Source organism: Halorubrum sodomense, assembly GCF_900111935.1.
In the GTDB taxonomy this organism is placed as follows: domain Archaea; phylum Halobacteriota; class Halobacteria; order Halobacteriales; family Haloferacaceae; genus Halorubrum; species Halorubrum sodomense.
This window is the reverse complement of sequence record NZ_FOYN01000003.1, coordinates 151,960-176,195: the sequence shown is the minus strand read 5'-3', so window position 1 is coordinate 176,195 and position 24,236 is coordinate 151,960. Positions and strand designations below refer to the sequence as shown.

The 24,236-nt window shown below is 70.4% G+C and carries 25 protein-coding genes and 1 pseudogene; 11 read left to right on the top strand and 15 right to left on the bottom strand.

What is annotated here, in order from left to right; all coding sequences use genetic code 11:
• Nucleotides 1-47 precede the first annotated feature (47 nt).
• Both BM286_RS10300 and BM286_RS10295 read right to left on the bottom strand, forming a co-directional pair.
• Nucleotides 48-737, bottom strand: a complete 690-nt coding sequence (locus BM286_RS10300; protein ID WP_092921749.1) for a universal stress protein — start codon at nt 735-737, stop codon at nt 48-50.
• Between the two features lie 118 nt (nt 738-855).
• Nucleotides 856-2,139, bottom strand: coding sequence for a tRNA pseudouridine(54/55) synthase Pus10 (locus BM286_RS10295; RefSeq protein WP_092921747.1), 1,284 nt, complete (start codon nt 2,137-2,139; stop codon nt 856-858).
• 144 nt (nt 2,140-2,283) lie between these two features.
• Between BM286_RS10295 and nth the strand changes: the two genes are divergently transcribed.
• Complete coding sequence (nth, locus tag BM286_RS10290; RefSeq protein ID WP_092921745.1) at nt 2,284-2,967, top strand: endonuclease III; 684 nt, start codon at nt 2,284-2,286, stop codon at nt 2,965-2,967.
• Nucleotides 2,968-3,110: 143 nt separating this feature from the next.
• Nucleotides 3,111-3,665 (top strand): DoxX family protein, encoded by a 555-nt coding sequence (locus tag BM286_RS10285; RefSeq protein ID WP_092921743.1) that lies wholly within the window; start codon nt 3,111-3,113, stop codon nt 3,663-3,665.
• A gap of 77 nt (nt 3,666-3,742) precedes the next feature.
• Here the strand turns inward: BM286_RS10285 and BM286_RS10280 are convergent.
• From BM286_RS10280 to BM286_RS10270, 3 genes and pseudogenes are all read right to left on the bottom strand, one after another.
• A pseudogene (locus BM286_RS10280) lies at nt 3,743-4,345 on the bottom strand (RNA-guided endonuclease InsQ/TnpB family protein); the annotation flags it as partial.
• A 271-nt stretch (nt 4,346-4,616) separates the two neighbouring features.
• On the bottom strand, nt 4,617-5,525 hold the full coding sequence (locus BM286_RS10275) for an alpha/beta fold hydrolase (RefSeq protein ID WP_092921741.1): 909 nt from the start codon (nt 5,523-5,525) through the stop codon (nt 4,617-4,619).
• Entirely contained in the window at nt 5,522-6,865 is a 1,344-nt protein-coding gene (locus BM286_RS10270; protein WP_092921739.1) for an FAD-dependent oxidoreductase, read from the bottom strand. The genes BM286_RS10275 and BM286_RS10270 overlap by 4 nt, the downstream gene beginning before the upstream one ends.
• 259 nt (nt 6,866-7,124) lie before the next feature.
• Here BM286_RS10270 and BM286_RS10265 point away from each other — a divergent pair, with 259 nt between their 5' ends.
• The 4 genes from BM286_RS10265 (at nt 7,125) to BM286_RS10250 (ending at nt 9,996) form a co-directional block, all read left to right on the top strand.
• Nucleotides 7,125-8,204: a glutamate--cysteine ligase gene (locus BM286_RS10265; RefSeq protein WP_092921737.1), complete on the top strand. Its 1,080-nt coding sequence runs from the start codon at nt 7,125-7,127 to the stop codon at nt 8,202-8,204.
• A gap of 98 nt (nt 8,205-8,302) precedes the next feature.
• The gene (locus BM286_RS10260; protein WP_092921735.1) at nt 8,303-8,923 is read left to right on the top strand and encodes a winged helix-turn-helix domain-containing protein; all 621 of its coding nucleotides are present in this window, start codon (nt 8,303-8,305) and stop codon (nt 8,921-8,923) included.
• Nucleotides 8,924-8,998: 75 nt separating this feature from the next.
• Nucleotides 8,999-9,493 carry a phosphopantetheine adenylyltransferase gene (locus BM286_RS10255; RefSeq protein WP_092921733.1) on the top strand — a complete coding sequence of 165 codons (495 nt, stop codon included), beginning with the start codon at nt 8,999-9,001 and terminating at the stop codon, nt 9,491-9,493.
• Nucleotides 9,490-9,996: a hypothetical protein gene (locus BM286_RS10250; RefSeq protein ID WP_092921731.1), complete on the top strand. Its 507-nt coding sequence runs from the start codon at nt 9,490-9,492 to the stop codon at nt 9,994-9,996. The genes BM286_RS10255 and BM286_RS10250 overlap by 4 nt, the downstream gene beginning before the upstream one ends.
• Nucleotides 9,997-10,023: 27 nt before the next feature.
• On the opposite strand, the gene BM286_RS10245 is transcribed toward BM286_RS10250, so the two are convergent.
• The 5 genes from BM286_RS10245 to BM286_RS10225 all read right to left on the bottom strand — a co-directional run bounded on the left by BM286_RS10245 (nt 10,024) and on the right by BM286_RS10225 (nt 13,193).
• Complete coding sequence (locus BM286_RS10245; protein WP_092921729.1) at nt 10,024-11,463, bottom strand: FAD-dependent oxidoreductase; 1,440 nt, start codon at nt 11,461-11,463, stop codon at nt 10,024-10,026.
• A gap of 118 nt (nt 11,464-11,581) precedes the next feature.
• Entirely contained in the window at nt 11,582-12,028 is a 447-nt protein-coding gene (locus tag BM286_RS10240; protein ID WP_092921727.1) for an RNA-binding protein, read from the bottom strand.
• Nucleotides 12,029-12,049: 21 nt separating this feature from the next.
• Nucleotides 12,050-12,238 carry a hypothetical protein gene (locus BM286_RS10235; protein ID WP_006113388.1) on the bottom strand — a complete coding sequence of 63 codons (189 nt, stop codon included), beginning with the start codon at nt 12,236-12,238 and terminating at the stop codon, nt 12,050-12,052.
• Between the two features lie 78 nt (nt 12,239-12,316).
• On the bottom strand, nt 12,317-12,898 hold the full coding sequence (locus BM286_RS10230) for a DUF7524 family protein (RefSeq protein ID WP_174549003.1): 582 nt from the start codon (nt 12,896-12,898) through the stop codon (nt 12,317-12,319).
• Between the two features lie 100 nt (nt 12,899-12,998).
• Entirely contained in the window at nt 12,999-13,193 is a 195-nt protein-coding gene (locus BM286_RS10225) for a methytransferase partner Trm112 (protein WP_174549002.1), read from the bottom strand.
• Nucleotides 13,194-13,297: 104 nt separating this feature from the next.
• Between BM286_RS10225 and BM286_RS10220 the strand changes: the two genes are divergently transcribed.
• Both BM286_RS10220 and BM286_RS10215 read left to right on the top strand, forming a co-directional pair.
• The gene (locus BM286_RS10220; protein ID WP_092921723.1) at nt 13,298-13,615 is read left to right on the top strand and encodes an RPA12/RPB9/RPC11 RNA polymerase family protein; all 318 of its coding nucleotides are present in this window, start codon (nt 13,298-13,300) and stop codon (nt 13,613-13,615) included.
• Nucleotides 13,616-13,730: 115 nt separating this feature from the next.
• Nucleotides 13,731-14,015 (top strand): ribonuclease P protein component 4, encoded by a 285-nt coding sequence (locus BM286_RS10215; RefSeq protein WP_092921721.1) that lies wholly within the window; start codon nt 13,731-13,733, stop codon nt 14,013-14,015.
• Nucleotides 14,016-14,054: 39 nt separating this feature from the next.
• Here the strand turns inward: BM286_RS10215 and BM286_RS10210 are convergent, their stop codons facing one another.
• From BM286_RS10210 to BM286_RS10185, 5 genes are all read right to left on the bottom strand, one after another.
• Nucleotides 14,055-14,735, bottom strand: coding sequence for an HAD-IIB family hydrolase (locus tag BM286_RS10210; protein WP_092921719.1), 681 nt, complete (start codon nt 14,733-14,735; stop codon nt 14,055-14,057).
• Nucleotides 14,736-14,823: 88 nt separating this feature from the next.
• Complete coding sequence (locus BM286_RS10205; RefSeq protein WP_092921717.1) at nt 14,824-15,996, bottom strand: Cdc6/Cdc18 family protein; 1,173 nt, start codon at nt 15,994-15,996, stop codon at nt 14,824-14,826.
• 343 nt (nt 15,997-16,339) lie between these two features.
• Nucleotides 16,340-17,476, bottom strand: coding sequence for a hypothetical protein (locus tag BM286_RS10195; RefSeq protein WP_092921713.1), 1,137 nt, complete (start codon nt 17,474-17,476; stop codon nt 16,340-16,342).
• Nucleotides 17,477-19,015 carry a glycerol kinase GlpK gene (glpK, locus tag BM286_RS10190; protein WP_092921711.1) on the bottom strand — a complete coding sequence of 513 codons (1,539 nt, stop codon included), beginning with the start codon at nt 19,013-19,015 and terminating at the stop codon, nt 17,477-17,479.
• Complete coding sequence (locus tag BM286_RS10185; protein ID WP_092921709.1) at nt 19,012-19,221, bottom strand: hypothetical protein; 210 nt, start codon at nt 19,219-19,221, stop codon at nt 19,012-19,014. Before BM286_RS10185 ends, glpK begins: the two co-directional genes overlap by 4 nt.
• Before the next feature lie 174 nt (nt 19,222-19,395).
• On the opposite strand from BM286_RS10185, the gene glpA reads away from it, so the two are divergent.
• Genes glpA through BM286_RS10170 form a run of 3 tightly spaced genes read left to right on the top strand, consistent with a single transcriptional unit; the run spans nt 19,396 to nt 24,193 of the window.
• The gene (glpA, locus tag BM286_RS10180; protein WP_092921707.1) at nt 19,396-21,237 is read left to right on the top strand and encodes an anaerobic glycerol-3-phosphate dehydrogenase subunit GlpA; all 1,842 of its coding nucleotides are present in this window, start codon (nt 19,396-19,398) and stop codon (nt 21,235-21,237) included.
• Nucleotides 21,237-22,616 carry a glycerol-3-phosphate dehydrogenase subunit GlpB gene (gene glpB / locus BM286_RS10175; protein ID WP_092921705.1) on the top strand — a complete coding sequence of 460 codons (1,380 nt, stop codon included), beginning with the start codon at nt 21,237-21,239 and terminating at the stop codon, nt 22,614-22,616. The genes glpA and glpB overlap by 1 nt, the downstream gene beginning before the upstream one ends.
• Complete coding sequence (locus tag BM286_RS10170) at nt 22,613-24,193, top strand: anaerobic glycerol-3-phosphate dehydrogenase subunit C (protein ID WP_092921703.1); 1,581 nt, start codon at nt 22,613-22,615, stop codon at nt 24,191-24,193. The genes glpB and BM286_RS10170 overlap by 4 nt, the downstream gene beginning before the upstream one ends.
• Nucleotides 24,194-24,236: the final 43 nt, after the last annotated feature.

Here is a 24,236-nt window from a genome sequence, read left to right as displayed (position 1 = left end):
GGGAGCTGCTGGCACGCGCGCCGGACGGGTGCGCGTCTGCCGCGGCCCTACGCCGCGTCGAGCGCTGTCGACCCGTCGGCCTCGACGACGACGACGGGGACCTCGGCGTCGCCGACGACCGTATCCGTGGTGGAGCCGAAGACGAACCGCCCGACCGTTCCCGTCGTCGGCGCGCCCACGACGACCAGGTCGTAGTACGCCGACTGCTCGACGATGGCGCCAGCCGCGGTGCGGTCCTCGACGAGCCACCGGTCGGCGCGGTCGAACCCGCCGAGTCGGTCCTCGGCCGCGTCGAGGAGTCGCCTGCCGGCCGCGGCGTAATCGGTGTCGTCCGCGTCACCGACGGCGGCGACGGTTCCGGCGGCGTCCTCCGCGGAGTCGGCGTCGGCGAGGGCCGCGTCGGAGGGGACGACGTGAAACAGTTCGAGCCACGCGTCGGTCGCCGCCGCGACCTCCCGCGCGACGTCGACGGTCGCCCCCGAGTGCGGCCCGGGGCCGACGGCGACGAGGACCGAAGAGACCCGGTCGGGGCGGTCCGCGCGGTCGGCGCCCTTCAGCGACACGTCGGCGGCGGCCGAGACGTCGCCGGCGTCGTCGACCGCGGGCCGGATCACGGTGTCACCGACCCCGGGCGGGTCGGCCGGGGCGGCGGAATCGCCGCTCGCGGTCGAGTCGCTCGATCCGCCGCGGGCGCCGCCGTTTCGGGTGCTCCCACCGTCGGCGTCGCTCCCGTTCATACGCGAACGTCTGACGCTCGTCAGATAAATCCCGCTGGTTCCCGGCGCGTTCAGATGTACGTCTGCGCCGTGAGACGCCGCGCCGCCGTGAGACGCCGTGTCAGCGGCTTGCGACCCGTCACTCGCGGAAGAAATCGTCGCGTTCGAACGGCTCGTCTTCGCCCTCGACCGCGAGGACGTCGAGGGCGGTCACCTCGGCGCCGACGCCGAGCAGGCCGGCGAGGCTCGGTTCGGTGCGTCCCTCGTCGCTCGATATCAGCTCCTTGACGTAGAGTCCCCCCTCGCCGCGGATCTCGACGGTCGCGTGGCGCGGGTCGTCGAGTTCGGCGGTCGCCTCGTACACGTCGCGCTCGCGGGTGATGCTCGCGCGGCGGTGGTCGACGCGGTTCGGCGTGTACTGCTCGACGGTGGCGCCCTCCAGCTCCCCGACCGCCTCTGTGAGGGCGTCGGCGTCGACGTCGGCGTCGAAGGTCACCCGCGCCCGGTAGCGCTTGGCGGCGTCGTGTTCCTTCACGCGCTCGACCGTGTCGTAGGTCGCGAGCCGCAGTCCCTCGACCTCGACGGCGCCGTCCGCGAACGCGTTGATGTCGGACTGGAGGCGGTCGGTGTCGACCCGACGCCGGCGGGGCTCCTCGACCTCGATCACGAACGGGCGGCCGGTGCCGAGCATCAGGGCATCGACATCCTCGCGGCCGGCGCCGTGGAACGTCGCCTCCGTCCCGTCCATCACGTCCTCGACGACCGGTGCGGTGTACTCCTCGACGCTGTCGTCGTAGAGGTAGCCGGAGCCGCCGCAGTGGTCGCAGGGGTCGGCGCCCCGCCGCCCGGAGCCCTTACACTCGCGGCAGGGCCACTCGGTCTGGGGGATGTCGCGCTCCAGTTTGCGGTACCGGCCGTAGACGAAGGTAGAGTTGATCTTCGCGTCGACCTCCTCTTCCGCCAGGTCGATCGTGAACTGAACGTCGGGGCGGTCGAAGGAGACCTCGGTGTCGGTGAGTCGCCCGAAGCGCTTCCCGACCTCGCGGTTGAACTCCGATTTGAACGGCTCGCCCGCGTCCTCGTCCAGGCCGACGTCCGCGCGCAACAGCGCCTCGTTCTCCTCGATCAGCGGCGGCGGTCGGGTGCCGACGTTGTACGTGGCGAACTCGATCCCCTCGACCGCCTCGGCGGCGCGCTCGGCCCAGGCGTCGAACTCGGCGCAGCGCCCCTCGCACACCCAGCAGTCCGCGGTGTCGACGGGTTCGTGATCCTCGTCGTCGCGCAGCGCGAGCGACACCCGGAGCGCCGAGCCGCGGTCGGCGTTCGACAGCCCGAAGCTCCGGTCGGCGACGAGCCGGCCGAGGCAGGCGTCGCACACCGGCCCGGTCGCTGCCGCGCGCGCCGCGACGTCGAGTACGTCCATACGCCCTCAAACGCGGCGCGTGGTAACTGTCTTACTACTCGGTCGAGTCGCTCGTCGGACCGCTCGACCGGGCGACGGTCGGAGTACCCGGAACGGGGAACGCCCAGTCGGATCGTTCAATGTCGCCCGGACGGAGGGAGTCGTATGGGAACCCCACTCGACTCGCGAGAGGAACAGGTCGACGAGGTCGTCGACCGACTGTACGAGGAGTACCCCGACTCGACCATCTCGCTCAACTACTCGAACCGCCTGGAGCTGCTCATCGCCGTGATCCTCTCGGCACAGTGTACCGACGAGCGCGTGAACGGGGTGTGCGCCGACCTGTTCGAGACCTACGAGACCCCCGAGGAGTACGCGAACGCGCCCCAAGAGGAGCTCGCGGAGGCGATACACTCCATCACCTACTACAACAACAAGGCGAAGTACATCCGCTCGGCGTGTTCGGACATCGCGGAGAAGCACGGCGGTGAGGTGCCGGACACGATGTCGGAGCTGACGGACCTCGCAGGCGTCGGTCGCAAGACCGCGAACGTCGTCCTCCAGCACGGCCACGACGTGGTCGAAGGGATCGTCGTCGACACCCACGTCCAGCGGATCACGCGGCGGCTCGGGATCACGGAGGAGGAACGCCCCGAGTCGATAGAGCAGGACCTGCTGGAGGTCGTCCCCGAGCGCGACTGGCAGCAGTTCACGCACCTCATGATCGACCACGGCCGCGCGACGTGCACCGCGATCAACCCCGACTGCGCCGACTGCGCGCTCGCGGACGTCTGCCCCTCCGAGAAGGGCGACGCCGACGTCGACCTCGCGAGCGGCGAGGCGTGGTAAACGAGGGGAGCCGATAGCGTTCGGGTCGTGGTATTTAAAATCCCCTCGGACGAGGGGGCCCGGCCGAATTCGTCCCGCCGAGGGGGAACTCGCTTTCCGATTTATACGGGTGTTCGGCGTACTCGTAAGTGAGGAGAGACACTATGTCCACGAAAAACACAAACGAGTTCGGCGGGGAGTTCGGCGGGATCACGCTGCTGGGGAAGGCGCACTCGCTGTCGGCGCTGTTCATCGTCCTGCTCCGGGCGACCATCGGCGGGATGATCCTGTTCGCGGGCCTCGGGAAGGTCTCGGAGTGGCCGTTCGACGCCGCGGGGTACCTCGCGAACGTCGACCCCGCGAGCCCGGTCAGCGGGATCTACGCCGCGATGGCGTCGAACGCGGCGCTGATGGAGTTCGTCAACGTGTTCGTTCCGGCGACGCAGCTGCTCGTCGGCGCGGCGCTCATCACCGGCGCGTTCGTCCGGCTGGCGGCGCTCGGGGGCACGCTCCAGATGACGCTGTTCTACCTCGGCGGGTGGAGCGGCGACCTCCTGGCGCTGTTCGACTCGACGCTCGTCTACGCGGTCGTGTTCCTCACGGTCGCCGCGTTCGGCGCGGGCCGCGTCCTCGGCCTCGACGCCTTCATCGAGCAACTGGAGGTCGGCGGGCAGACGCTCGTCGAGCGGTTCCCGAAGCTCCGCTACGTCCTCGGGTAAACTACCCCACCCTACTTCGCTCACCCCATACGGGGTTCGCTCGTTGAGGGTGGGGCTTTGATGTGGACTCCCGGAAATCAGTCGCCAGCAATAGGCTGGTAACTCTCGCCGTTCACCGTCCCACCATTCACACGCACGTCTACTTGTGCGTCTCCGCTCCCCGACTTGGGCGAGGAACGGAGGCTGTGTCTCTGTTTCCGGGCGTATCGAACCCCGATATTCTTCGCCGCATTGTAGTCCGCGTTGACCTCGTACCCGCACTTCTGGCACTCAAAGTGTTCACCGTGGCGGTTGTCTTCATGCGTGAACCCACAGTCCGTCCGAGAACAACGTTGGGACGTGTGGTTCGGCTCAACTTGCTCCACGGAGACGCCTTGTTCTGGCGCTTTGTACTCGACGTACTCGTACAGGCGTCGAAACGCCCACATGTGGTGCCACTTCGCGTGTGGAAGCCGCTCTCGAATGTCGCTCAAGTCCTCGAACGCGATCACGTCGCAGTCGTGTTCGACGGCTTCCGAAACGATCTCATTGGCTACCGTGTGGATGTACTGCTTCCGCCACGCTTCTTCCCGCTTTCCGAGGCGAAGCAGGGCGTTGTGTACAGCTTGCGTCCCACGCTGTTGCATCTCCTCACGGCGCTTCTCGAACTCGCGGCACCAATGGTCGTAGTCGTCACCTTGAATTGTGCTGAAGGGAGACGGTGTCGGACTCGGAGAATCGGGGTGAGGAGATCGGGCGCGTGAACGCGCGCCGCCGACTCGTTTTCTGCCGGTTCCGCGGTCCGTTTCATCGCCGAGCGACGGTCTGCGGACAGCGAGGCGGGTCCGATGGCGCCCGCGGCGCGTTGTAAGGGACCGGACCGACTGCGCGTCGTAGCCCGTGTCCTCGCGGCGAAACGTCCACCCGTACGGAGGGACTCGCGTCGGCCGAGAGCCGCGAGAGCGTCGCCGTTCAGGCGGGGGCACTCCCGTCGAGATGTTCCAGGAGGAGTGCAGCGACCCGGTCGCGACGTTCGTGCGGCACCCAGTGAGTCGCGTCCGGGAACCGCTCCAGGCGCCCGTCCGAGCAGAACTGGACGCTTTCCTCGGCCATCCGCGGAACCAGGGCCTGGTCGTTCTCGCCCCAGACCACGAGCGTGGGAGCGTCGACCCGTTCTCGGGGCGGATCTCTCCGCCGTCGAAACAGGGCGCGGTACCAGTTGATCATCGAGCCGACGGCGTCCGCACGGCTCCAGGCCCGTCGGTAGCGTTCGAAGTCCGGTTCGTCGAACGTCCCCGGCCGCGAGCCGCCCTCCATCGTGTTCACGAAGAAGGCGAACCGGTTCCGACTGCTCGTCCACTCGGGGAGCAGCGGAAGCTGGAAGAAGAACATGTACCAACTGTTTCGCAGCTGAGTGAGATCGGCGGTGAGCGTCCGTTGGAAGACGGTCGGATGCGGGACGTTGACGATGCCGAGCCGGTCGACGGACTCGGGATGGCGCAGCGCCAGGTCCCAGGCCACGGCCGCTCCCCAGTCGTGCCCCACGACGTGCGCGCTCTCGCGGCCCGTCGTCTCGATGAGATCGACGATATCGGCAGCGAGCGTGTCGATGCTATAGGCGTCGAGCCCGGTGGGTTTCCCGCTCAGGTTGTAGCCGCGCTGGTCCGGGACGACGACGCGGTAGCCGGCCTCAGCCAGCGGGTCCAGGTACTCGCGCCACTCGTACCAGAACTCGGGGAACCCGTGTAGCAGGACGACCGGCTGACCGCCGGGGTCGCCGGCGGTGACGGTGTGGAGTTCGACGCCGTTGACCTCCCGGTACCCCCGTTCGATGCCGGGAACGTCGGGGAGCGGCGCCGACGCCCGTTCCGAGTCGCTCATGGCGTCACCGTCCGCCAGACGGTACCCGGCCGAAGCAGGTCGGTGGGTGCGACTTCCATCCCGACGACGCGGTAGAAGGCCTCGGAGAGACGCGGGTCGGTGTGGGCCTGACGGACCAGCCGCGAGAGGTAGGTATCGAACATCGACGCGCCCGGCGGCGTCGGTCCGTCGGTCGCTTCGAAGGCCGCGTCGGACCCGACGGCCATCTGCCACGCGATGTCGACGACGTCGGTCGCCCGCTCGGCGAACCGTTTGCCGAGGGGGCCGTCGCCGCTCGAGGCGAGCGTTTCGTGGAGCGCCAAGGCCTCCAGGGCGGCGACCGACATACCCTGACCGTAGATCGGGTTGAAGCTCGCGATCGCGTCGCCCAAGACGACGAGGCCGCCGGGGAATCGGTCCAGACTCTCGTAGCGAACTCGCCGGTTCGACGGGAACGGGTACCGTTCGACGCCGTCGGACACCACCTCGTGCGAGGCGAGAATCGTTTCGATGTCCTCGACGGGGAGCTCCCGGGCGTACGGGAGGAACCCCTCGACGGTGGCGGGCGGGTCCGTCTCGTGCATCCCGCCGAGGGTCACAACCCACTCGCCGCCTTCAACGGGGAAGGCAGCGCCCCCGCGGGTCCTGGGTGCCGACTGAGGGACGAACGGCATCCGGCGGTCGCCCTCCGGACGGTTGACCCGAAGGGTGCTGTAGACCATGTCGATCTCGACCTCCTCGACCGGCGGCTCGCCGTAGCCGTTCTCGGCCAGCCAGGCCGGCGTTCGACTGGCCCGACCCGTCGCGTCGACGACGACCGCCGCCTCCAGCGTCTCGAGCCCGTCGTCGCCCCTGACGCGGACACCGTCGATCCGGTCGGCGTCGGCGTCGGTCCGGTAAGCGACGAACTGCGTGTTGTCACGGATCGTCACGCCGTCCAGTTCGGCGAGGTGCCGGCGGACGACCGTCTCCAGGAGGGGCCTGCTCGCGCAGTACATTTCCATCCTCCTCGCCGGCGGAGCCAGATAGCCGCCTTCGTCGTAGTGGCGCAGCTCCTGGCCCACGTCGATGATCAGCGCCCCGGCGTCGACGAGGTCCTCCCCGTATCCCGGAAAGAGGTCACTGATGCTCGAACGGCCGGCCTCCAGAAGCACGTGAACGTGTTTTCCCTGGGGGACGCCGTCTCTGGTCTCGGGAGCCGTCGGCAGGGAGTCGCGTTCGACGACCGTGACTCGCTCGTAGGCGTCGTCGAGAACGCGGGCGGCCAGCAACCCGGCCATGCTCGCTCCCAGGACTACTGCCCGTTCGCCCTTGCTCGACGCTCGCTCTCCGTCGTATCTCCGGGTCTCACCCAGCGTCATGGCTCGGTCGTCGGACGGATCCGTCCCCTGGTACGCGCTCTCACCATGATGACTGCTAACGTGCCTCTAGGATAATAAATTCAACCCAGAGAGGCGACAACCTCGACGGCGGACGGCTCAGTTCCCGTAGTGGACGGCCCGACGCGTCGACGGCACCGTCTCTCGGTGCGAACCGTCCGCTGACCCGCCCGCTGTCGACACCGGCGCTCCGTTTCGGGTTCCAATCGATATAAGACCGCGGGGGCGGAACGGGGGCGTAATGGAACTCGGTTCGCGGGACGCGTTCTCCCGGATGGGGACGCTCGGCATCGAAGAGGAGTTCTACATCGTCGATGCCGACGGCCACCCCACGTCCGGGACGGACGACCTCGTGTACGGCCGCGACCCGCCGGCGGCGGTGCCGGAGGGGTTCGACCACGAGCTGTTCGAGTGCACGATAGAGGCCCAGACCGAGACGATCGAAGACCCGGCGGCGGCGCGCGAGGCGCTCGCGACGGTCCGGGAGGCGCTCGTCGACCACGCCGCCGCGGACGGCTACCGGATCGCGGCGGCGGGCCTCCACCCGACGGCGAAGTGGCGCGAACTCGATCACGTCGAGAAGCCGCGGTACCAGGCGCAGCTGGACCGCATCCGGTACCCGCAACACCGGAACACGACGGCGGGACTCCACGTCCACGTCGGCGTCGACGACGCGGACAAGGCCGTCTGGATCGCGAACCGCCTGCGGTGGCACTGCCCGGTGCTGCTCGCCCTGTCGGCCAACTCCCCGTTCTGGAACGGGTTCGACACCGGGCTCGCCTCGGCCCGCGCGAAGGTGTTCGAGAACCTCCCGAACACGGGTATCCCGTCGGCGTTCGACGACTTCGACGCCTTCCGGCGGTACGAGCGCCGGATGGTCGAGACGGACTCCATCGCGGACCGCGGCGAGCTGTGGTTCGACGTGCGCCCCCACACGGGCCACGGCACCGTGGAGGTGCGCGCGCCCGACGCGCAGCGCGACCCCGAGGTCACGCTCGCCCTGGTCGAGTACGTCCGCGCGCTGGTCGTCGACTACGCGGCGCGGTACGAGGACGGCGAGTCCCCGCCGACGCTGCGCCGCGAACTGTTGGACGAGAACAAGTGGCGCGCGATCCGGCACGGTCACGACGCCGCGTTCGTCGACCGCGACGGCGAGGGGACGACGCCGCTGGGCGAGATCGTCGAGGCGGAGTGCGATCGCCTGGGCATCGACGGCATCCGCGAGGTGTACGAGGCGGAGAGCGGGGCGGCGCGCCAGCGCCGGATCCGGGGGGAGTCGGGCGCCGACGCGCTGCGTTCCGACCTCCTCGTGCGGGCCTGACGCCGGGAGCGGAAACGCGACGCGGACCGCGTCCGCGTGTTTCGTCGGAACGAAAGCAACGAGAAACCCTTTTGCCCGCGTAGCTCCCACTTTTCGCCATGACCACGGACGATTCGCCTTCGGAGCCGGTAGACGACCCGGAGGAGTCACCGACGGAGCGAACCCGCGAGGAGCTTCGGAAGACGAAGGAACGGCTGGGCGAGGGCGCCGACAGAGCCGTAAAGGGGTTCGACGACAACGTCGTCGACCTCCTCGCGTGGGTCCTCGACACGGAGACCCGCGCGCGCATCTACGTCTACCTCCGGGACAACCCGCGGAGCACGAGCGACGAGGTCGCCGACGGCACCGGCCTCTACCCCAGCACCGTCCGCGAGGCGCTCGCGGAACTCCACGACGAGGGCACCGTCGAGCGAGACAAGCGGAAGGCGGAGGGCGCGGGCAACAACCCCTACGAGTACGAGGCGATCGCGCCCAGTGACCTCGTCCGCGGCGTCGTCGGCGACGTTCAGGCGGAGCTGAACGCCGTTTTCAACCTCGACCGGCGCCTCGGCGGCGAGTCGCCCGACGGCGACGCCGAACCCGTCCAGATATCCGTCGGCGGGGAGGGCGACGACCCCGACGCGACCGAGGATGACGACCCAGACGCGGTCGAGGACGACGACTCCGACGAGGGTGACGGCGAGGAGGCCGACGCGGACGGGAGCGAGTCCGCGAACTGAGCGGTCCCGGCCGACCCGATTCCGCGCCGACCGCGGTTCGGGACGTTTTAAGTTCGACCCGCGCAACGGAGAGGCATGAACGTCGCGCTGGGAGGTACGTTCGACCCCGTTCACGACGGTCACCGCAAGCTGTTCGAACGGGCGTTCGAGCTGGGTGACGTCACCGTCGGGCTCACCGCCGACGAACTGGCGCCGGAGACCCGGCACGTCGAGCGGTACGTCCGTCCCTACGACCGGCGCGAGCGCGACCTGGCGGCGGAGTTGGCCCCGCGGGCCGAGGCGCACGGGCGCGAGTACGAGATCCGAGAGCTGACCGAGCCGACCGGCATCGCGGTCGAGCCGGAGTTCGACGCGCTGATCGTCTCGCCCGAGACGAAGGCGGGCGGCGAGCGGATCAACGAGATCCGCGCCGAGCGCGGCCGCGACCCGCTCGACCTGGTGGTCGTCGACCACGTCACGGCCGAGGACGGCGAGCGCATCTCCTCGACGCGGATCGTCGCGGGCGAGATCGACGAACACGGCAACCTCACCCCCGACCGCGAGGGGCGGGGCGCGACGCGACCGGAATGACGGGCGGCGACGCGACCGGAACGACGGGCGACGACGCGACCGGAACGACGGGCGAGGGGAGGACCGAGGGGGACGCGGCCGCCTCCCGACGCGCGACGCTGCGGCGGACGCTCCTCGGCGAGTCGGGCTTCGAGCGGGCCGCGGTCTGGTGTGGGGTCGGGTTCGCGCTGTCGTACGTCGCGTTCGACGCGACGGCGGCGGTCGGCGTCGGCGACGCGGGGACCACCGGGGCCCTCGCCGCGGTAACGGCGGTCGGGGCGGTCGCCTTCGCCGCGGCGGGCGGCGGCGCGCTCCCGGCGATGCTGCTCGCGTACGGTCCGTTCGCCGGGACGCTGCTTCGCGGACTGGGGCCCGAACCGTACGTGCTGCCCTTCGCCGCCGGCGGCCCGGCCGCCGCCGCGTTCACCGCCCCGCTCGCGCTCGCCGGCGCGGTCGCGGTCGCGGTCGGCGCCGCCTCGGCGGTCGTCGGCTCCCTCCTCGACCGGATCGCGGCATCGCGGTAGCGTCGCGCCGCGGGTCGGCTCGGCTCGTCAGCCGTCGAGGGTTCCGTTCAGCACCTTCGCGGCGACGAGTATCGGGTCCCAGACGGGGCTGAACGGCGGGGCGTACGCGAGGTCCAGTCGCTCGATCTCGGGGACGGTCATCTCCGACTCGATCGCGGTCGCGAGCGTGTCGATCCGGATCGCCGCGCGGTCGGTGCCGACGATGCTCCCGCCGAGGAGTCGCCCCGTGTCGCGGTCGGCGACGAGCGTCACGTCCGTCTCGGCCGCGCCGGGGTAGTAGCCCGAGCGGGAGCCCGCGGTCACCGTCTCGCTGACCGGATCGAAACCGGCTTCTTCCGCCTTCCCCCGGTCGAGAACCCCGACGCGGGCGGCCTCCGTGTCAAACGCCTTCACCGCCGCGGTGCCCGCGATGTCACCGACTGGCGTCGGGTCGCCGGCAACCGTCGCGCCGATGGCCCGGCCGGCGCGGTTCGCGGTGAGCCCGAGCGGGGTCCAGTCGGGCTCGCCCGTCACCGCGTGGCGCGCGGTCGCGCAGTCGCCCGCGGCGTACACGTCCGGGAGGCTGGTGCGGCCGCGGTCGTCGACGCGGATCGCGCCACCCGCGCCGAGATCGACGCCGGTGCCGTCGAGGAGGTCGGTGTTCGGCCGGATCCCGACGCCGACGACCGCCATGTCGACCGGGACCGTCTCGGGGTCGCCTTCGTCCCCGATCTCGACCGCCCCGATCCGGTCGTCTCCGACAAGCGCGTCGACCGGCGCGTCGGTGTGGACGCTCACGCCCTCGGCCTCGAGCGCCTCCTCGACGCGGTTCCCGACGGTCTCGCCGAACGGCGACAGGAGGTGACCGGAGCGGTGGAACACGTGGACATCGAGACCGCGCTCCGCGAGCGCCTCCGCGACCTCGACGCCGACGTACCCGCCGCCGACGACGGCGGCCGTCTCGGGCGCCCGCATCGCCGCGTTGCGGTCGACTCGCTCGCGGTCGACCGCGCTCACGTCCGCGCGGTCCGGGTCGTAGGCGTCCGGCTCGGCGACGTACGCGTCGATGGCGGCCGCCGCGTCCATGTCGTGGAGCGTGAACGCGCCGTCGACGCCGCGCACGTCGAACGGGCCGGTGGTCGCGCGCGCGCCGGTGGCGACGAGCAGGTCGTCGTACGCCTGCTCGAACCGGTCGCCGTCGGCCGTCTCGACGGTGACGCGCTTCGCGTCGGGCTCGACGGCGACGACCTCGCGGTCGCGCCGGAGGTCGATCCCCCGCTCGTCCACCTCGCTCGGGGACAGCGACAGGAGGTCCGACATCCGGTCGACGTAGCCGGCGACGAAGTACGGCATCCCGCAGTAGGCGTACGAGATCCACCGGCCCTTCTCGAAGACGACGACCTCGCGGTCGGGCGCCTCGCGTCGGAACTTACTGGCCGCGCTCAACCCCGCCGCGTCGGCGCCGACGACCACGAACGGATCGCTCATGACAGAGCATCGGCGGGCCGCGTGAAAAAGTCACGCCGCGGGTGCGACCCGGACACGCGACCGGCGGGTCCGGCGCGACCGTCGGCGCGGCTCGAAAGCCGACTCCCGTGATCGGCGCTCAGTCGTCGGCGTCGGCGTCCGCCAACCGGGAGAGCGTCTCGCGGGCGTTCTCGACCGCCGTTTCCTTCTTCGCCGGGTACGCCTCGACCTTCGTCCGAACGGTGAGCCCGGGACCGAGCCTGACGTCGCCGCGGAACGCCGCCTGCTTGTCGAGGCGTAAGAAGAGCGCGCAGTTGTCGTTGACCCGCTCGTCGAGTTCGTCGAGGACGCGGTCGAGGTCGTTCAGTTCGGACAGCCGGTCCAGCACGTGTCGCATCTCGTCGGCTCGCTCGACGCGCGCCGACAGCACGACGATCCGGTCCCCGTGGTGGCCCACGTTCTCGACGCGGTCGAGCTCGACGTCCTCGGGCAGGAGGTTGTACAGCGCCTGCTCGACCCGTTTTTCGTCTTCCGTGGCGTACGAGAACGCCCGGAGATCGACGTAGTGGAAGGGGACTTTCGGCATGCGGTACGAGTGGGGGCGGCGTTACTCCTCGCTCTCGACGGCGTCGAGCGCGTCCTCGGGGACGCCCGTCTCCTGGCCGTCCTCGAAGCTGACCGTGTACGTCGCGTCGCCGAACATCGTCTCCATCACCTGCGTGATCGTGCCCGACTCGCCGTCGTACTCGCTGTGTTTGTCGTGGAGCACGACCTCGTCTTCCTTCTCGAAGCTCATGGCCTCTCGTTCCGCCGGGACGGTTAAAAGCGCGCGGATCCGGAGCGAGCCGAAGGCGAACCGGACCGCGACGGGGCCTCACGTCACCGCGAGCAGGACCGCGCCGAGCGCGATCATCAGGGCGAGTCCCACCGCGACCGAGACGAGGAGGCTGTCGACGACGAGCGCGAGCGCGACGCCCGCGGCGATCGCGACCAACCCCAGGGCCGCGCCCGCGGTCCCGCCGCGTTGGACGAGTCGGTCGAGCGCGTTCACCGCGCGCTGGCCGCGCGGGGCCTCCGGAGCGCGCTCCGGGGGCGCGGAGAGGGTCTCGTCGACGGCCACCGACTCGTTCGAGGACTCCGGCGACGGGTCGATCCGCACGTCGACGTAGCGCGTGTTCGACCCGTAGCCGGTGACGACCTTCAGTTTGCCCCGGACCGGTTCGTCGACGTCGGCCGTCGAGACGTGGACGCGACGGGTGGCCTCGTCGGCGACGAAGTGGTTGCCCTCCTCGACCCTGGCCACCCGATCGAGGTCGTCGTCGAAGTGAAGGTGGACGTGCGTCGAGCGCCCGCTGTTGTCGAGCACGACCGGAAACGGCCCGTCGGTGACGAACGAGTCCGGGGCGTCGATGTCGTGGACCGCTTCCCCGTTCAGTTCGACGTCGAGTGTCGACACGGGTGAGACCACGACCCCGTACTAAAAAAAGATTCACACGGCCAAGGGTTTCGGAGGGAGTGTCGCCGCCGTCGTCGCGGTCCGTCTGCGTCGGGGTGCCCTACGCCGCCGCCTCTTCGCGCATGTCCGGGGGGAGGAGATTCGGGATCCCGTCCTCGATGGGGTACGTCTCGCCGCACTCCGTACAGGTGAGCGTCCCGGCGAGGACCTCCTCGTCGTCCGCCTCGTCGACTTCGAGTTCCAGAGTCGCTTTATCGAGCGGACAGCAGATCACGTCCATCAGGGATTCCTTCATACCGCTCGATTGGATCGGACCGATAAAAAAGCGTGCGGGTCGGCCCCGCCGTGGCGGCTCGGAACTTAACGTATTTATCAGCCGTGGGCGTACGTCGATTCCGTATGCGGTTCTGCGACGAATGCGGGTCGACGATGTACGCCGAGGGCGACGCGTGGGTGTGCCACTCCTGCGACGCCGAGGAGCCCCGGGACTCGGGGGACGAGGCGGCGATGGCGACGCGGGACGCGCAGCGCGACGACGGGGCGCCCGCCGTGGCCGACGCGACCGAGGGCTCCGCCGACACGATGCGAGAGCCCTGTCCGGCGGACGACTGCGACGGCGACCGGGCCCGCTACGAGATGCTGCCGAAGCCGGGGGGCTCCTACGAGGTCCGTCTATTCACCTGCGTCGAGTGCGGCCACAAGTGGCGCGAGTCCTGACGGCACCCCGCGGTCCCGCCGGTCAGCGGGACGCGGACCGCGCCTTCGGCTCCCAGATCCGAACTGACTCCCACGGATAACAACCCCTTTTGCGACGCGCCCCGGCATCGGTGACATGGGCATCCCGGCGGAGCGGATCGAGCGGCTGTTCGCCCTCGCCCGCGAGGCGGTCGTCGACGACGAGTACGACCGCGCCCGCGAGTACGTCGCCCGCGGTCGCCGGATCGCCGAGCGGAACCGCTGCGGCGTTCCCTCCGAGCTCTCCAGGCGCGCCTGCGACGACTGTGCCGTCTACCTCCGGCCCGGGAAGACGAGCCGCGTCCGGACGCGGCCCGGGCGCGTGGTCGTCCGGTGTACCGAGTGCGGCGCGACGGCGCGGTACCCCTACGGCGGGGAGTGACCGGGTCGGCGGCGGGACCGCGCCAGCGACCGCGTGCGACTACTCGGCGCGCTCGCGCAGCCCGTCGAGCACCGAGACCGTCCCGTCCATGAACCCCTCGTCGAGGACCGCGTCGGCGGCCCCGCGGGCCGCGTCGTCCGCGTTGGCGACCGCGTAGGACTCGCCGGCGACCTCGAACGTGGAGACGTCGTTCTCGCTGTCGCCGACCGCGACGAACGAGGCGGGGCCGACCCCGAGCGCGTCGGCGACCACGCCGAGCGCCCGCCCCTTGCTCACGGCCGTCGACTTGACGTGGTAGGCGTAGCCGGTGTCGACGACCTCCACGTCGTCGACGGCCGCGGCGACCTCCCGCAGGAGATCCGCGTCGGCGTCGGGCGAGAGCGCGACCTCCGTCTCGCGCCACCGGTTCACGGTGTCGCCGTCGCCCCAGCCCACCTCGCCGCCGCGCTCGCGGAACGCCTCGACGACCGCTCGCGCCGCGTCCGGGTCGCCGACGATCGCCGTCTCGCCCTCGACGTGGGCGACGCCGCCGTTCTCGGCGATGACGGTCTCCTCGCGCCCGAGGAAGTGCGCGAGCGCGACCGGGTACGGGAACGCCTTCCCGGTGGCGAACACTATCGGCGCGTCCCACGCGGGCAGCAGTTCGAAGGCCCGCGGGTCGATCCGACCGGTCGGCGTCGTCAGCGTGCCGTCGATATCGAGCGCGAGCGGCGGGACCATACCCGCCAGTCGGTGACTCGGGGTCAACTGTCTTCCGTTCGATCGGCGGGGGTCGGCGGCGGAGCGGGCCGCTGCCGGCCCTGCGAGGCTACCCCGTCCGGGCGCGCCGGTCGAACAGTTCGCGGAACACGACCGTCGGGAAAAGCGGGACGAGCCGGCTCGGCGGCCGCCCCTTCCCGTCGCTCCGGTGGACGGTGACGCGTTCGAGCAGGCCGGCGTCGGCCAGTTCGTAGAGCGCGCGCCGCACCGTCGACGCCGAGAGGTCGACGCCCGGGCGCGCCGCGATGGCCGCCGTCGCCTCACCGACGGTTGACCGCTCCGCGTCCGAGAGCCCGGTGAGTTCGTAGAGGAGTCGCTCCCGGCTCTCGGGGAGCGCCAGGACGCGACCCAGCGAGACGCAGGGGCGCGGGACCCCGTCGATACCGGCGTCGATATCTCCGGATCGGATCGTCGACGCGCCCGCCCGCTCCGCGTTGACCGCGGCGCCCATCACGGCGGCGAGCGCGTCGTGGGCGTCGCCCGCGGCCCACTCGACGATCTCGCGGATCTGGTCGTGGCTGAGCGCGTCGCGGCCGAGCCCGGTCGAACAGCGACTGGTCAGCAGTTCGACGAGCACGTGCCGCCGGTACTTCGCGAACTCGACGGTCGTCTCGGGTTCCCATTCGATCGCGTCCGGCGGGTCGCGGCCGAGACACGCCGGCGTCAGTCGCTCGCCGACCTCGGTGAGCCAGTCGATCAGCGTCGTCGCCGTCGGCGTCTCGGACTCGTTCGCGTGGTCGACGGCGACGACGAGTTCGGGGCCGGTGCGCATCGCGTCGCGCAGCGAGTCGGCCAGCTCCTCGGTCCCGATCCCGTGGTCCGGAACGGGGTCGTCGCTCATCGCGTTCAGCATCGCGTGGTACAGCCGGAAGCGGGTCGACGCCTGTCGGGCGTCGACGTAGACGAACCCGGGGATCGTCGGCTCGACCGCCCGCGTCGTCGTCTGGATCGCCCGCCGCGGCCCGCTGTGGCTCGCGAGTCGGTCGAACAGCGCGGAGACGACCGCCGACTTCCCGCTCCCCTTCGGACCGTACACGTAGACGCTCGGGGGGAGCGATCCGTTGAATGCGGGCGCGAACACGTCGAGCAGTCGCTCTATCGCCGGACCGCGACCGATCGGTGAGTCGACGTGCCTGACCGGTGAGACGGCCTCGAAGTCGGCGAGAACGCTCATGCCGGTGTCGTAGCCGAGCCGTCGCTCGATCCGGTCGTCGATGTTCACGGGCGTCCCTCCGGGGTTCCCGAACAAAACAGGCACGAAGCGGCGGCGATACGAAGCCGGTCGCGGCGACGACCGGCGCCGCCGTCGCGATCGGTGTCGGCCGCGGTGTCGCCGCCGCGATCGGTGTCGACCGCGGTGTCCTCGTCGCGACCGCCGTCGCGGCCGAAAGCGGTGGCTGCGTCGACCCGGCGACGGCGGTCGCTCGGGGATCGGTCTCGTCGGCGGTCGCGTGTCCGGTCTGGTCTCATTGGTGTCCGGCGACTTGGTCGGAAGGTGTTTCTCGGGCGGAGCCGTTCTCGACCGCCGCGAGAGGCCGACGCCGCGTCGGCTCCCGCGAGCGGGCTCAGAGGTACCCGGCGTTCGGCAGGACGCCGAGGATCGAGAGGACCGCGATCACGAGCATCGTGAGCGCGATCGCCATCGCCGGGGGGTCCACGTGGGTCCCGGAGTGCGAGTAGAACAGCCGCTGGGTGACCTCGCCGACGAGGCCGCTGAGCGCGCCGAGCGCCCCGGCGGCGAGCAGCGCGACGACGGCGCCGACCGCGCCCACCGACGCCAGCGGCGTCACCGCGCTGGTGTCGCCGAACGCGCCCACCGCGACCACGGCGCCGACGGACCCGAGCAGCGTGATGTGGTGCGTCACCGGAATCTTCTCGACGCCGAGGTTCAGGAACAGCAGGCTGATCGCCGAGATCGCGTAGCCGAGGAAGATGCTCCCCGTCTGGAGGTAGATGTACCCGCCCAAGATCCCGCCGACGAGACCGATCGCGGCGACGCCCGACCACTTGTACTGGTGGGGGAGCCACGGCTCGGTCGCGGGCCGGCCGGCGTGTTCCTCGGCGCCGCCGTCGGCCTGCGGGTGCATGTCGCCGCGCTCGAACGGCGACATGTCGAGCAGGCCCTTGCCGGCCGGCCTCCCGACGATCGGGTAGCCGAATACGGGCCGCGCGAGGAACGCGGTCGCGAAGACGGACACCGCGATGAAGTCGGTCGGCGGCGTCATCCCCAAGACGTTGATGAAGACGCCGTTGGCGACCCGCGTGAACAGCATCCCGACGACGCCGAATATCGCGCCCACGGCGAGGATGTCAGGCTTCGTGCCGAACGCATACGTGATGTCCTTCCCGAAGTGGTACCCGCCGTCCGCGGGGTTCATGTCGGGGTACTTTTTGCCCGCGTACGCCGAGGCGGCCACGCCGCCCGCGAACACGATGTGTGGGCCGGTTATGGCACCGAACCCGATGACGCCGGTGATGCCCGCGGCGAGCTCGCCCGCGGGGATGCCTTCGACCGCGCCGATCTGTCGCTGAAGGATGCCGATACCCTCACCGAGGAAGACGACGAACCCGGTGAAAATGAACGCCGGGAGCGCGCCGATCGCGGCCCCGAACGCGCCGCCGGCGAGCGCGGTGATGAGCAGCATGACGAACAGCTTGACCTCGATCCCGAGGACCGGGACCTGAAGCAGCAGTTCGTTCATTTACTCGTCCTCCTCGTCGATCGCCCAGTTCTTCGAGCGCTCGACCGCGTCGTCCCAGCGGCCGTACAGCTTGTCGACCTCGCCCTGCGACTTCTCGGGCGTGAACTCGCGGTCGACCTGCCAGTTGTCGCGCAGCTCGTCGACGTTGTCCCAGTAGCCGACGGCGAGGCCGGCGGCGTACGCCGAGCCGAGCGCGGTCGTCTCGTCGACCTCCGGTCGCGCGATCTCGGTCTGGATGATGTCGGACTGGAGCTGACAGAGGAAGTTGTTCTTCACCGCGCCGCCGTCGACGCGGAGCGTCGTGGTCTCCACGCCGGAGTCGGCCTCCATGGCCTCGGCGATGTCGCGGGTCTGGTAGGCGATCGACTCGAGCGTCGCCCGCACGATGTGCTCCTTGCTTGTCCCGCGGGTCATCCCGACGATGGTGCCGCGGGCGCGACCGTCCCAGTGCGGGGCGCCGAGCCCGGTGAACGCCGGGACCATGTAGACGCCGTCGGTCGAGTCGACCGAGCGCGCGAGCTCCGCGGTCTGTGCCGCGTTGTTGATGAGGTCGACGTCTTCGAGCCACTCGATGGCGGCACCGGTGATGAAGATGGAGCCCTCAAGCGCGTACTGGACGGGCTCGCCGGACATCTGGAACCCGATCGTCGTCAGCAGTCCGTGGTCGGACTCGACGGCGTCGGTCCCGGTGTTCATCAGGTAGAACGAGCCGGTGCCGTAGGTGTTCTTCGCGTCCCCCTCGTCGAAGCAGGTCTGCCCGAACAGCGCGGCCTGCTGGTCGCCCAAGGCGCCGGCGACCGGGACCTCCTCGCCGAGGAAGCCGTCGGGGTCGGTGTGGCCGTAGTAGTCCTCGTCGGAGGAGGGGCGCACCTCGGGCACCATCTCCTTCGGTACGTCGAACTCCGCTAAGAGCTCGTCGTCCCACTCCATCTCCCGGATGTTGTACAGCATCGTCCGGGAGGCGTTGGTGACGTCCGTGATATGGTTGCCCGTGAGGTTGTAGATGAGCCACGCGTCGATCGTCCCCATCACGAGTTCGCCCTCGCGGGCGCGGTCGCGGAGGTCGCCGCCGCGCGAGCTCTGCATCTTGAGCGGCTCGGCGTTGTCGAGAATCCACTCGGTCTTGGTCGCGGAGAAGTACGCGTCGGCCTCGAGGCCGGTCTTCTCGCGGATGTCCTCGACTCTGTCCGCTTCCTGAAGCTCCTCGACCCGGTCGGTCGTCCGGCGGTCCTGCCACACGAGAGCGTTGTGGACCGGCTTCCCGGAGTCTTTGTCCCACACGATCGTCGTCTCGCGCTGGTTCGTGATGCCGATCGCCTCGAGCTGGTCGGCGTCGAGGCCGGCGTCCGCGAGGCCGTCGAGGACGACCTGCTGGGTGTTCTCCCAGATCTCGATCGGGTCGTGTTCGACCCAGCCCGGGTTCGGGTAGATCTGTTCGTGCTGTTCGTAAGCGTTCGCGACGACCTGCCCCGCATGGTCGAACACCATGAATCGGGTCCCGGTCGTCCCCTGGTCTATCGCACCGACGTACTGTGTCATGTTGTGGATCCCTCCTGTGGCGCTGGTCCGTGCGCGGCGGTGACCGGGTCGCGCTCGTCGTCGAGCGCGACCTCGGCGCCGCGTTCGCTGCCGCATTTCGCGTCCGCCGAGCCAGGCCCGTCCGGAGCCGACTCGGGGCGGCCGAGAGGCGTATCGACGCCGTCCCGACATATCTTCACGGAAGCTACCACGCCAATCGTGAACATAATGTACTACCATAATAATCTTCCTGTTAAAATCCGGATATCGGCGTGAGTGAAAAAGTGTAGTATATAAACACACCGGCATTGGCAGCGATTACACTACTTGAACGTCCCTGATAGTTATGATCGAAGTGCGCCGGGAGGTAAAGTAAAGTGGTCGGGGTCCAAGGACCTCCCATGGACAGACAAGTGGACGTCGTCGTCGTCGGTGGGGGGTCGACGGGGTGCGGCGTCGTCAGGGACCTGGCGCGGCGCGGGCTCGACGCGGTCCTCGTCGAGAAGGGGAACCTGACGCACGGCACGACCGGGCGGATGCACGGGCTCCTCCACAGCGGGGGCCGCTACGCGGTCTCGGATCAGAAGAGCGCGAAGGAGTGCATCGAGGAGAACCGCGTCCTCCGCGACATCGCGGCGCACTGCGTCGAGGAGACGGGCGGAATGTTCGTCAAGCGACCCGAGGACTCCGAGGAGTACTTCCAGGAGAAGCTGGAGGGGTGTAAGGCGTGTGACATCCCCGTCGAGGTGATCGACGGCGAGGAGGCGCGGCGCCGCGAGCCGTACCTCGCGCGAGACGTCGAGAAGGCGATCGCCTTGCCCGACGGCGCGGTCGACCCCTTCCGGCTCTGCGTCTCCAACGCCGCCGACGCCCGCGAGCACGGCGCGCGGATCGAGACGCACGCGCCGGTGACCGACGTGCTCGTCGAGGACGGCGCGGTCGTCGGCGTCGAGGTCGAACACGAGACCGGCCCCGGCAAGCGGGTCCACCGCGAGCCGGGGACGACCGAGGAGATCCGCGCGCGCCACGTCGTGAACGCGACCGGCGCGTGGGCGGGCAACGTCGGCGAGATGGCGGGCGTCGACGTGGAGGTCCGTCCCTCGAAGGGCGTGATGACGGTGATGAACACCCGGCAGGTCGACACCGTGGTCAACCGCTGCCGGCCGAAGGGCGACGCCGACATCATCGTCCCCCACGAGACGGCCTGTATCCTCGGCACGACCGACGAGGAGGTCGACGACCCCGAGGACTACCCCGAAGAGGAGTGGGAGGTGGACCTGATGATCGAGACCCTCTCGGAGCTCGTGCCCGCGCTCGAGGACGCGCGGACGCTCCGCTCGTTCTGGGGCGTCCGGCCCCTCTACGAGCCCCCGGGGACGGGCACGGAGGACCCGACGGACATCACGCGCGACTACTTCCTCCTCGACCACGGCGACCGCGACGACCTGCCGGGAATGACCACCATCGTCGGCGGGAAGCTCACCACCTACCGGATGATGGCCGAGTCCATCTCCGACCACGTCTGCGAGACGCTCGGCCACGAGGCGACCTGCGACACCGCGGAGGCGCCGCTGCCGGGCTCGGAGAGCGAGGCGCGCATGGCGGAGCTGATGGACGAGTTCGGGCTGCGCTCGCCGGTCGCGCGGCGCTCGGGCCAGCGGCTCGGCTCCCGGGCCGACGACGTGCTCGACGAGTACGACCCGAACCCGATCGTCTGCAACTGCGAGAGCGTGACGCGCGCGGAGGTCCAGGACGCGATCGGCGAGGCCGGCTCCGACCTCAACGCGGTCCGGCTGCGGACCCGCGCCTCGATGGGGAACTGTCAGGGCGGCTTCTGTACCCACCGGATCGCCGCGGAGCTCGCCGAGGAGTACCCCGAGCCCGTCGTCCGCGACGCCGAGGACGAGCTGTACCAGGAGCGCTGGAAGGGCCAGCGCCACGCGCTGTGGGGCGAGCAGCTCTCGCAGGCGATGTTGAACCACATGCTCCACGCGACGACGATGAACCGCGACGGCGACCCCGCGAGCCTGGACGAGGAAGTCGACTTCGGCGCGTTCGACGCGGGCGCCGACGCCGGCTCGCCCGGCGCCGACGGTTCGAGCGGAGAAACGGGGACCGCGGCGGCCGACGGTGGGCGCGCCAACGGCGACGCGACCACTAACGGTGGGCGCGCAAACGGCGACGCGACCACTAACGGTGGGCGCGCAAACGGCGACGCGACCACCGACGGCGGAGGTCGCTGATGGCGATTAACAGCGACGTCCTCGTGGTCGGCGGCGGGCTCGCCGCGGTCACGGCCGCGGTGTCGGCCGCCCGCGAGGGCGCGGACGTGCGGCTCGTCTCCCACAAGGCGAGCACGCTGCGGCAAGCGTCCGGGCTGATCGACGCGCTCGGCTACGTCCCGGCGACCGAACCCGCCAAGCCGCTCCGCGACGGGCCGCCGACCGCGGGGCGCGAACTCGACCGCGACGAGTGGCCGGACCCGGAGGGACCGCTCGCGGACCCGTTCGAGGGAATCGACCGACTCCCCGAGAGCCATCCCTACCGGATCGTGGGGAGCGACGCGCTCCGCGAGGGGCTCGACCTGTTCGACGACCTCGCGGGCGACGCGTACCGCGGGGGCCACACCGAGCGCAACGCCCTCGTTCCGACGTTCGGCGGCGCGGTGAAGCCGACGGCGCGGTACCCGGCGGCCGCGGAGGCCGGGCTGGCCAGCGACGACCGGCCGATGCTGATCGTCGGGTTCCGGTCGCTCACCGAGTACGACGCGCGCGCCTTCGCGGGCCGGCTGGAGGCCGCGGGCGTCCCGTTCGACGCCGCGGGGACCGAGGTCGAGTTCGCGGAGGCGTTCCGCGCCGACGCGAAGATCACCCGGCTCGCGAAGGCGCTCGACCACGACGAGGCCATCGACGGCGTACCGGCGCGCGAGGCGCTGGCGAAGGCGGTCGCGCCGCACCTCCACGACGTCGTTGACGAGGAGGGCGGGGTCGACCGCGTCGAGCGCGTCGGCTTCCCGGCGTTCCTCGGCGACGACGAGGGCGACGAGGTCCGCGCGGAGCTCGCGGACCGGCTCGGCGCCGACGTGTTCGAGATTCCGATGGGGCCGCCGAGCCTTCCGGGCCTCCGCTTAGAGGACCGGCTGTTCGACGCGCTCGACGCCGAGGGCGTCCGGTTCGAGACCGGCAACCCCGTGGTCGGCGTCGAGTCCGCGAGCGACGGCCGGGTGGAATCGGTCGCGGTCGACCGGAAGGGGCGGACGGCGCCGTACGGCGCGGACGCGTTCGTGCTGGCGACCGGCGGGCTGGTCGGCAAGGGGCTCGACTCCGACCGCGAGGGCGTCCGCGAGCCGGTCTTCGACCTGTACGTCGACCAGCCCGACGACCGGTACGAGTGGTTCGTCGACGACGCGTTCGGCGATCAGCCGTACGCCCGGTTCGGGGTCCGGCCCGACGGGCGGTGTCGGCCCACGGACGCCGACGGCGAGGTACAGTACGAGAACGTGTTCGCGGCCGGCGGCGTCGTCGGCGGCGCGGACGCGGCGCGGGAGAAGTCCGCGAGCGGGGTGTCGCTCGCGACCGGCCTCGTGGCCGGGCGGCGGGCGGCGACGGAGGCGAGCCAATGACACGACACACGGACGACGACGGGGACGCTGAGGACTCGAACGGGACGAACGGACCGAGCGGCGGGCGCGATGCGGCCCGCGAGCGCGCGGGATGCGGGGACTGCGGCTGCGGGAGCCCGAGTCCGGGCGTCCCCGAGGCGGGGCGCGACGAGCAGCCGTCGATATTCGTCCCCGACGAGGGGGAGGTGCCCGAGGGCGAGGCGGGCGGCGGTCGCGGCGCGAGCGACCGCGCCGCCACCGACGGCGGCGTCGAGAGCGCCTCGGGCGGGGCGGAGAGCGCGCCGGGCGGGACCGACTCGACCGAGCTCGACCCCGACGCGTACGACCCCGTCGACGTGTTCCCCGGCGGCGACCTCGACCTCCGCGAGGGGGCCGACTCCTGTTACAAGTGCACGAGCTGCGACACCTCCTGTCCGGTGGCGGAGGTCGACGACGAGTTCCCGGGGCCGAAGTTCCAGGGGCCGGAGCAGTGGCGGCTCAAGCGGAAGGGGGACCACGACATCGACGAGTCGATCACCTCCTGTTCGAACTGCATGCGCTGCGACGACGCCTGCCCCTCCTCGGTGCCGCTCTCGCAGATGCACAACGAGGCCCGCGGGCAGTTCGTCGAGCGGCAGATGGAGAAGCTCTCGGTGGAGTACGTCCGGAACCGGATATTGGCCAACTACCGCACGTCCGCGAGCCTCGCCAGCATGTTCCCGCGGACGGCGTCGTTCGCGATGAACTTCGGGCCCGCGCGGTGGGCGATGGAGAAGGTGATGGGGATCCCTAAGGAGCGCGACTTCCCCGAGTTCGCCACGGAGACGTTCCGCGAGTGGTGGAAGGCGCGCGGCGGCGCGCAGGTGGAGAACCCCGACAAGCGCGTGGCGTACTTCCACGGCTGCTACTCCAACTACAACACCCCCGAGGTCGGGAAGGCCATGGTCCGCGTGTACGAGCACTTCGGCTACGAGGTGATGGTGCCGCCCCAGAAGTGCTCTGGCACCCCGATGTTCGCGAACGGGATGCTGAAGGACGCCCGGCGCCACGCGGAGACGAACGTCGAGAACCTCGTCGAGGCCATCGGGGAGGGCGCCGACGTGATCGCGTCCTGTACCTCCTGTTCGATGTCGCTGCGCCAGGAGTACCCCGAGCTGTTCGACCTCCACGGGATCGAGGACGTGGCCGAGCACACCTTCGAGGCGCTGGAGTACCTCCGGATCCACGAGGACCTCGAGGGCGAACTCGACGCGGCCGGCGGGCTCGACGACGAGCGCGCGTTCGCGTACCACGCGCCGTGTCACGCCCGCAATCAGGGGCTCTCCCGGCAGGCGGTCGAGACGTTCCGCGACGTCGACGGCGTGACGATGGAGGACGTCGGCGACTCCTGTTCGGGCATCTCCGGCACGTACGGCTGGAAGGAGGAGAAGTACGAGAAGTCGATGGAGATCGGCGCGGAGATGTTCGATCACATGGAGGACGCGGAGGGCGACGTGGGCATGACGGAGTGCCCGACCTGCGCGATGCAGATGGAACACGGCACCGGCTACGAGATCGAACACCCGCTTCAGCTGCTGGCGGACACGCTCGGCGCGTAGCGGCACCGGTCCGCCGATCGGGGTCGCCGGCCCCGAACGGCTA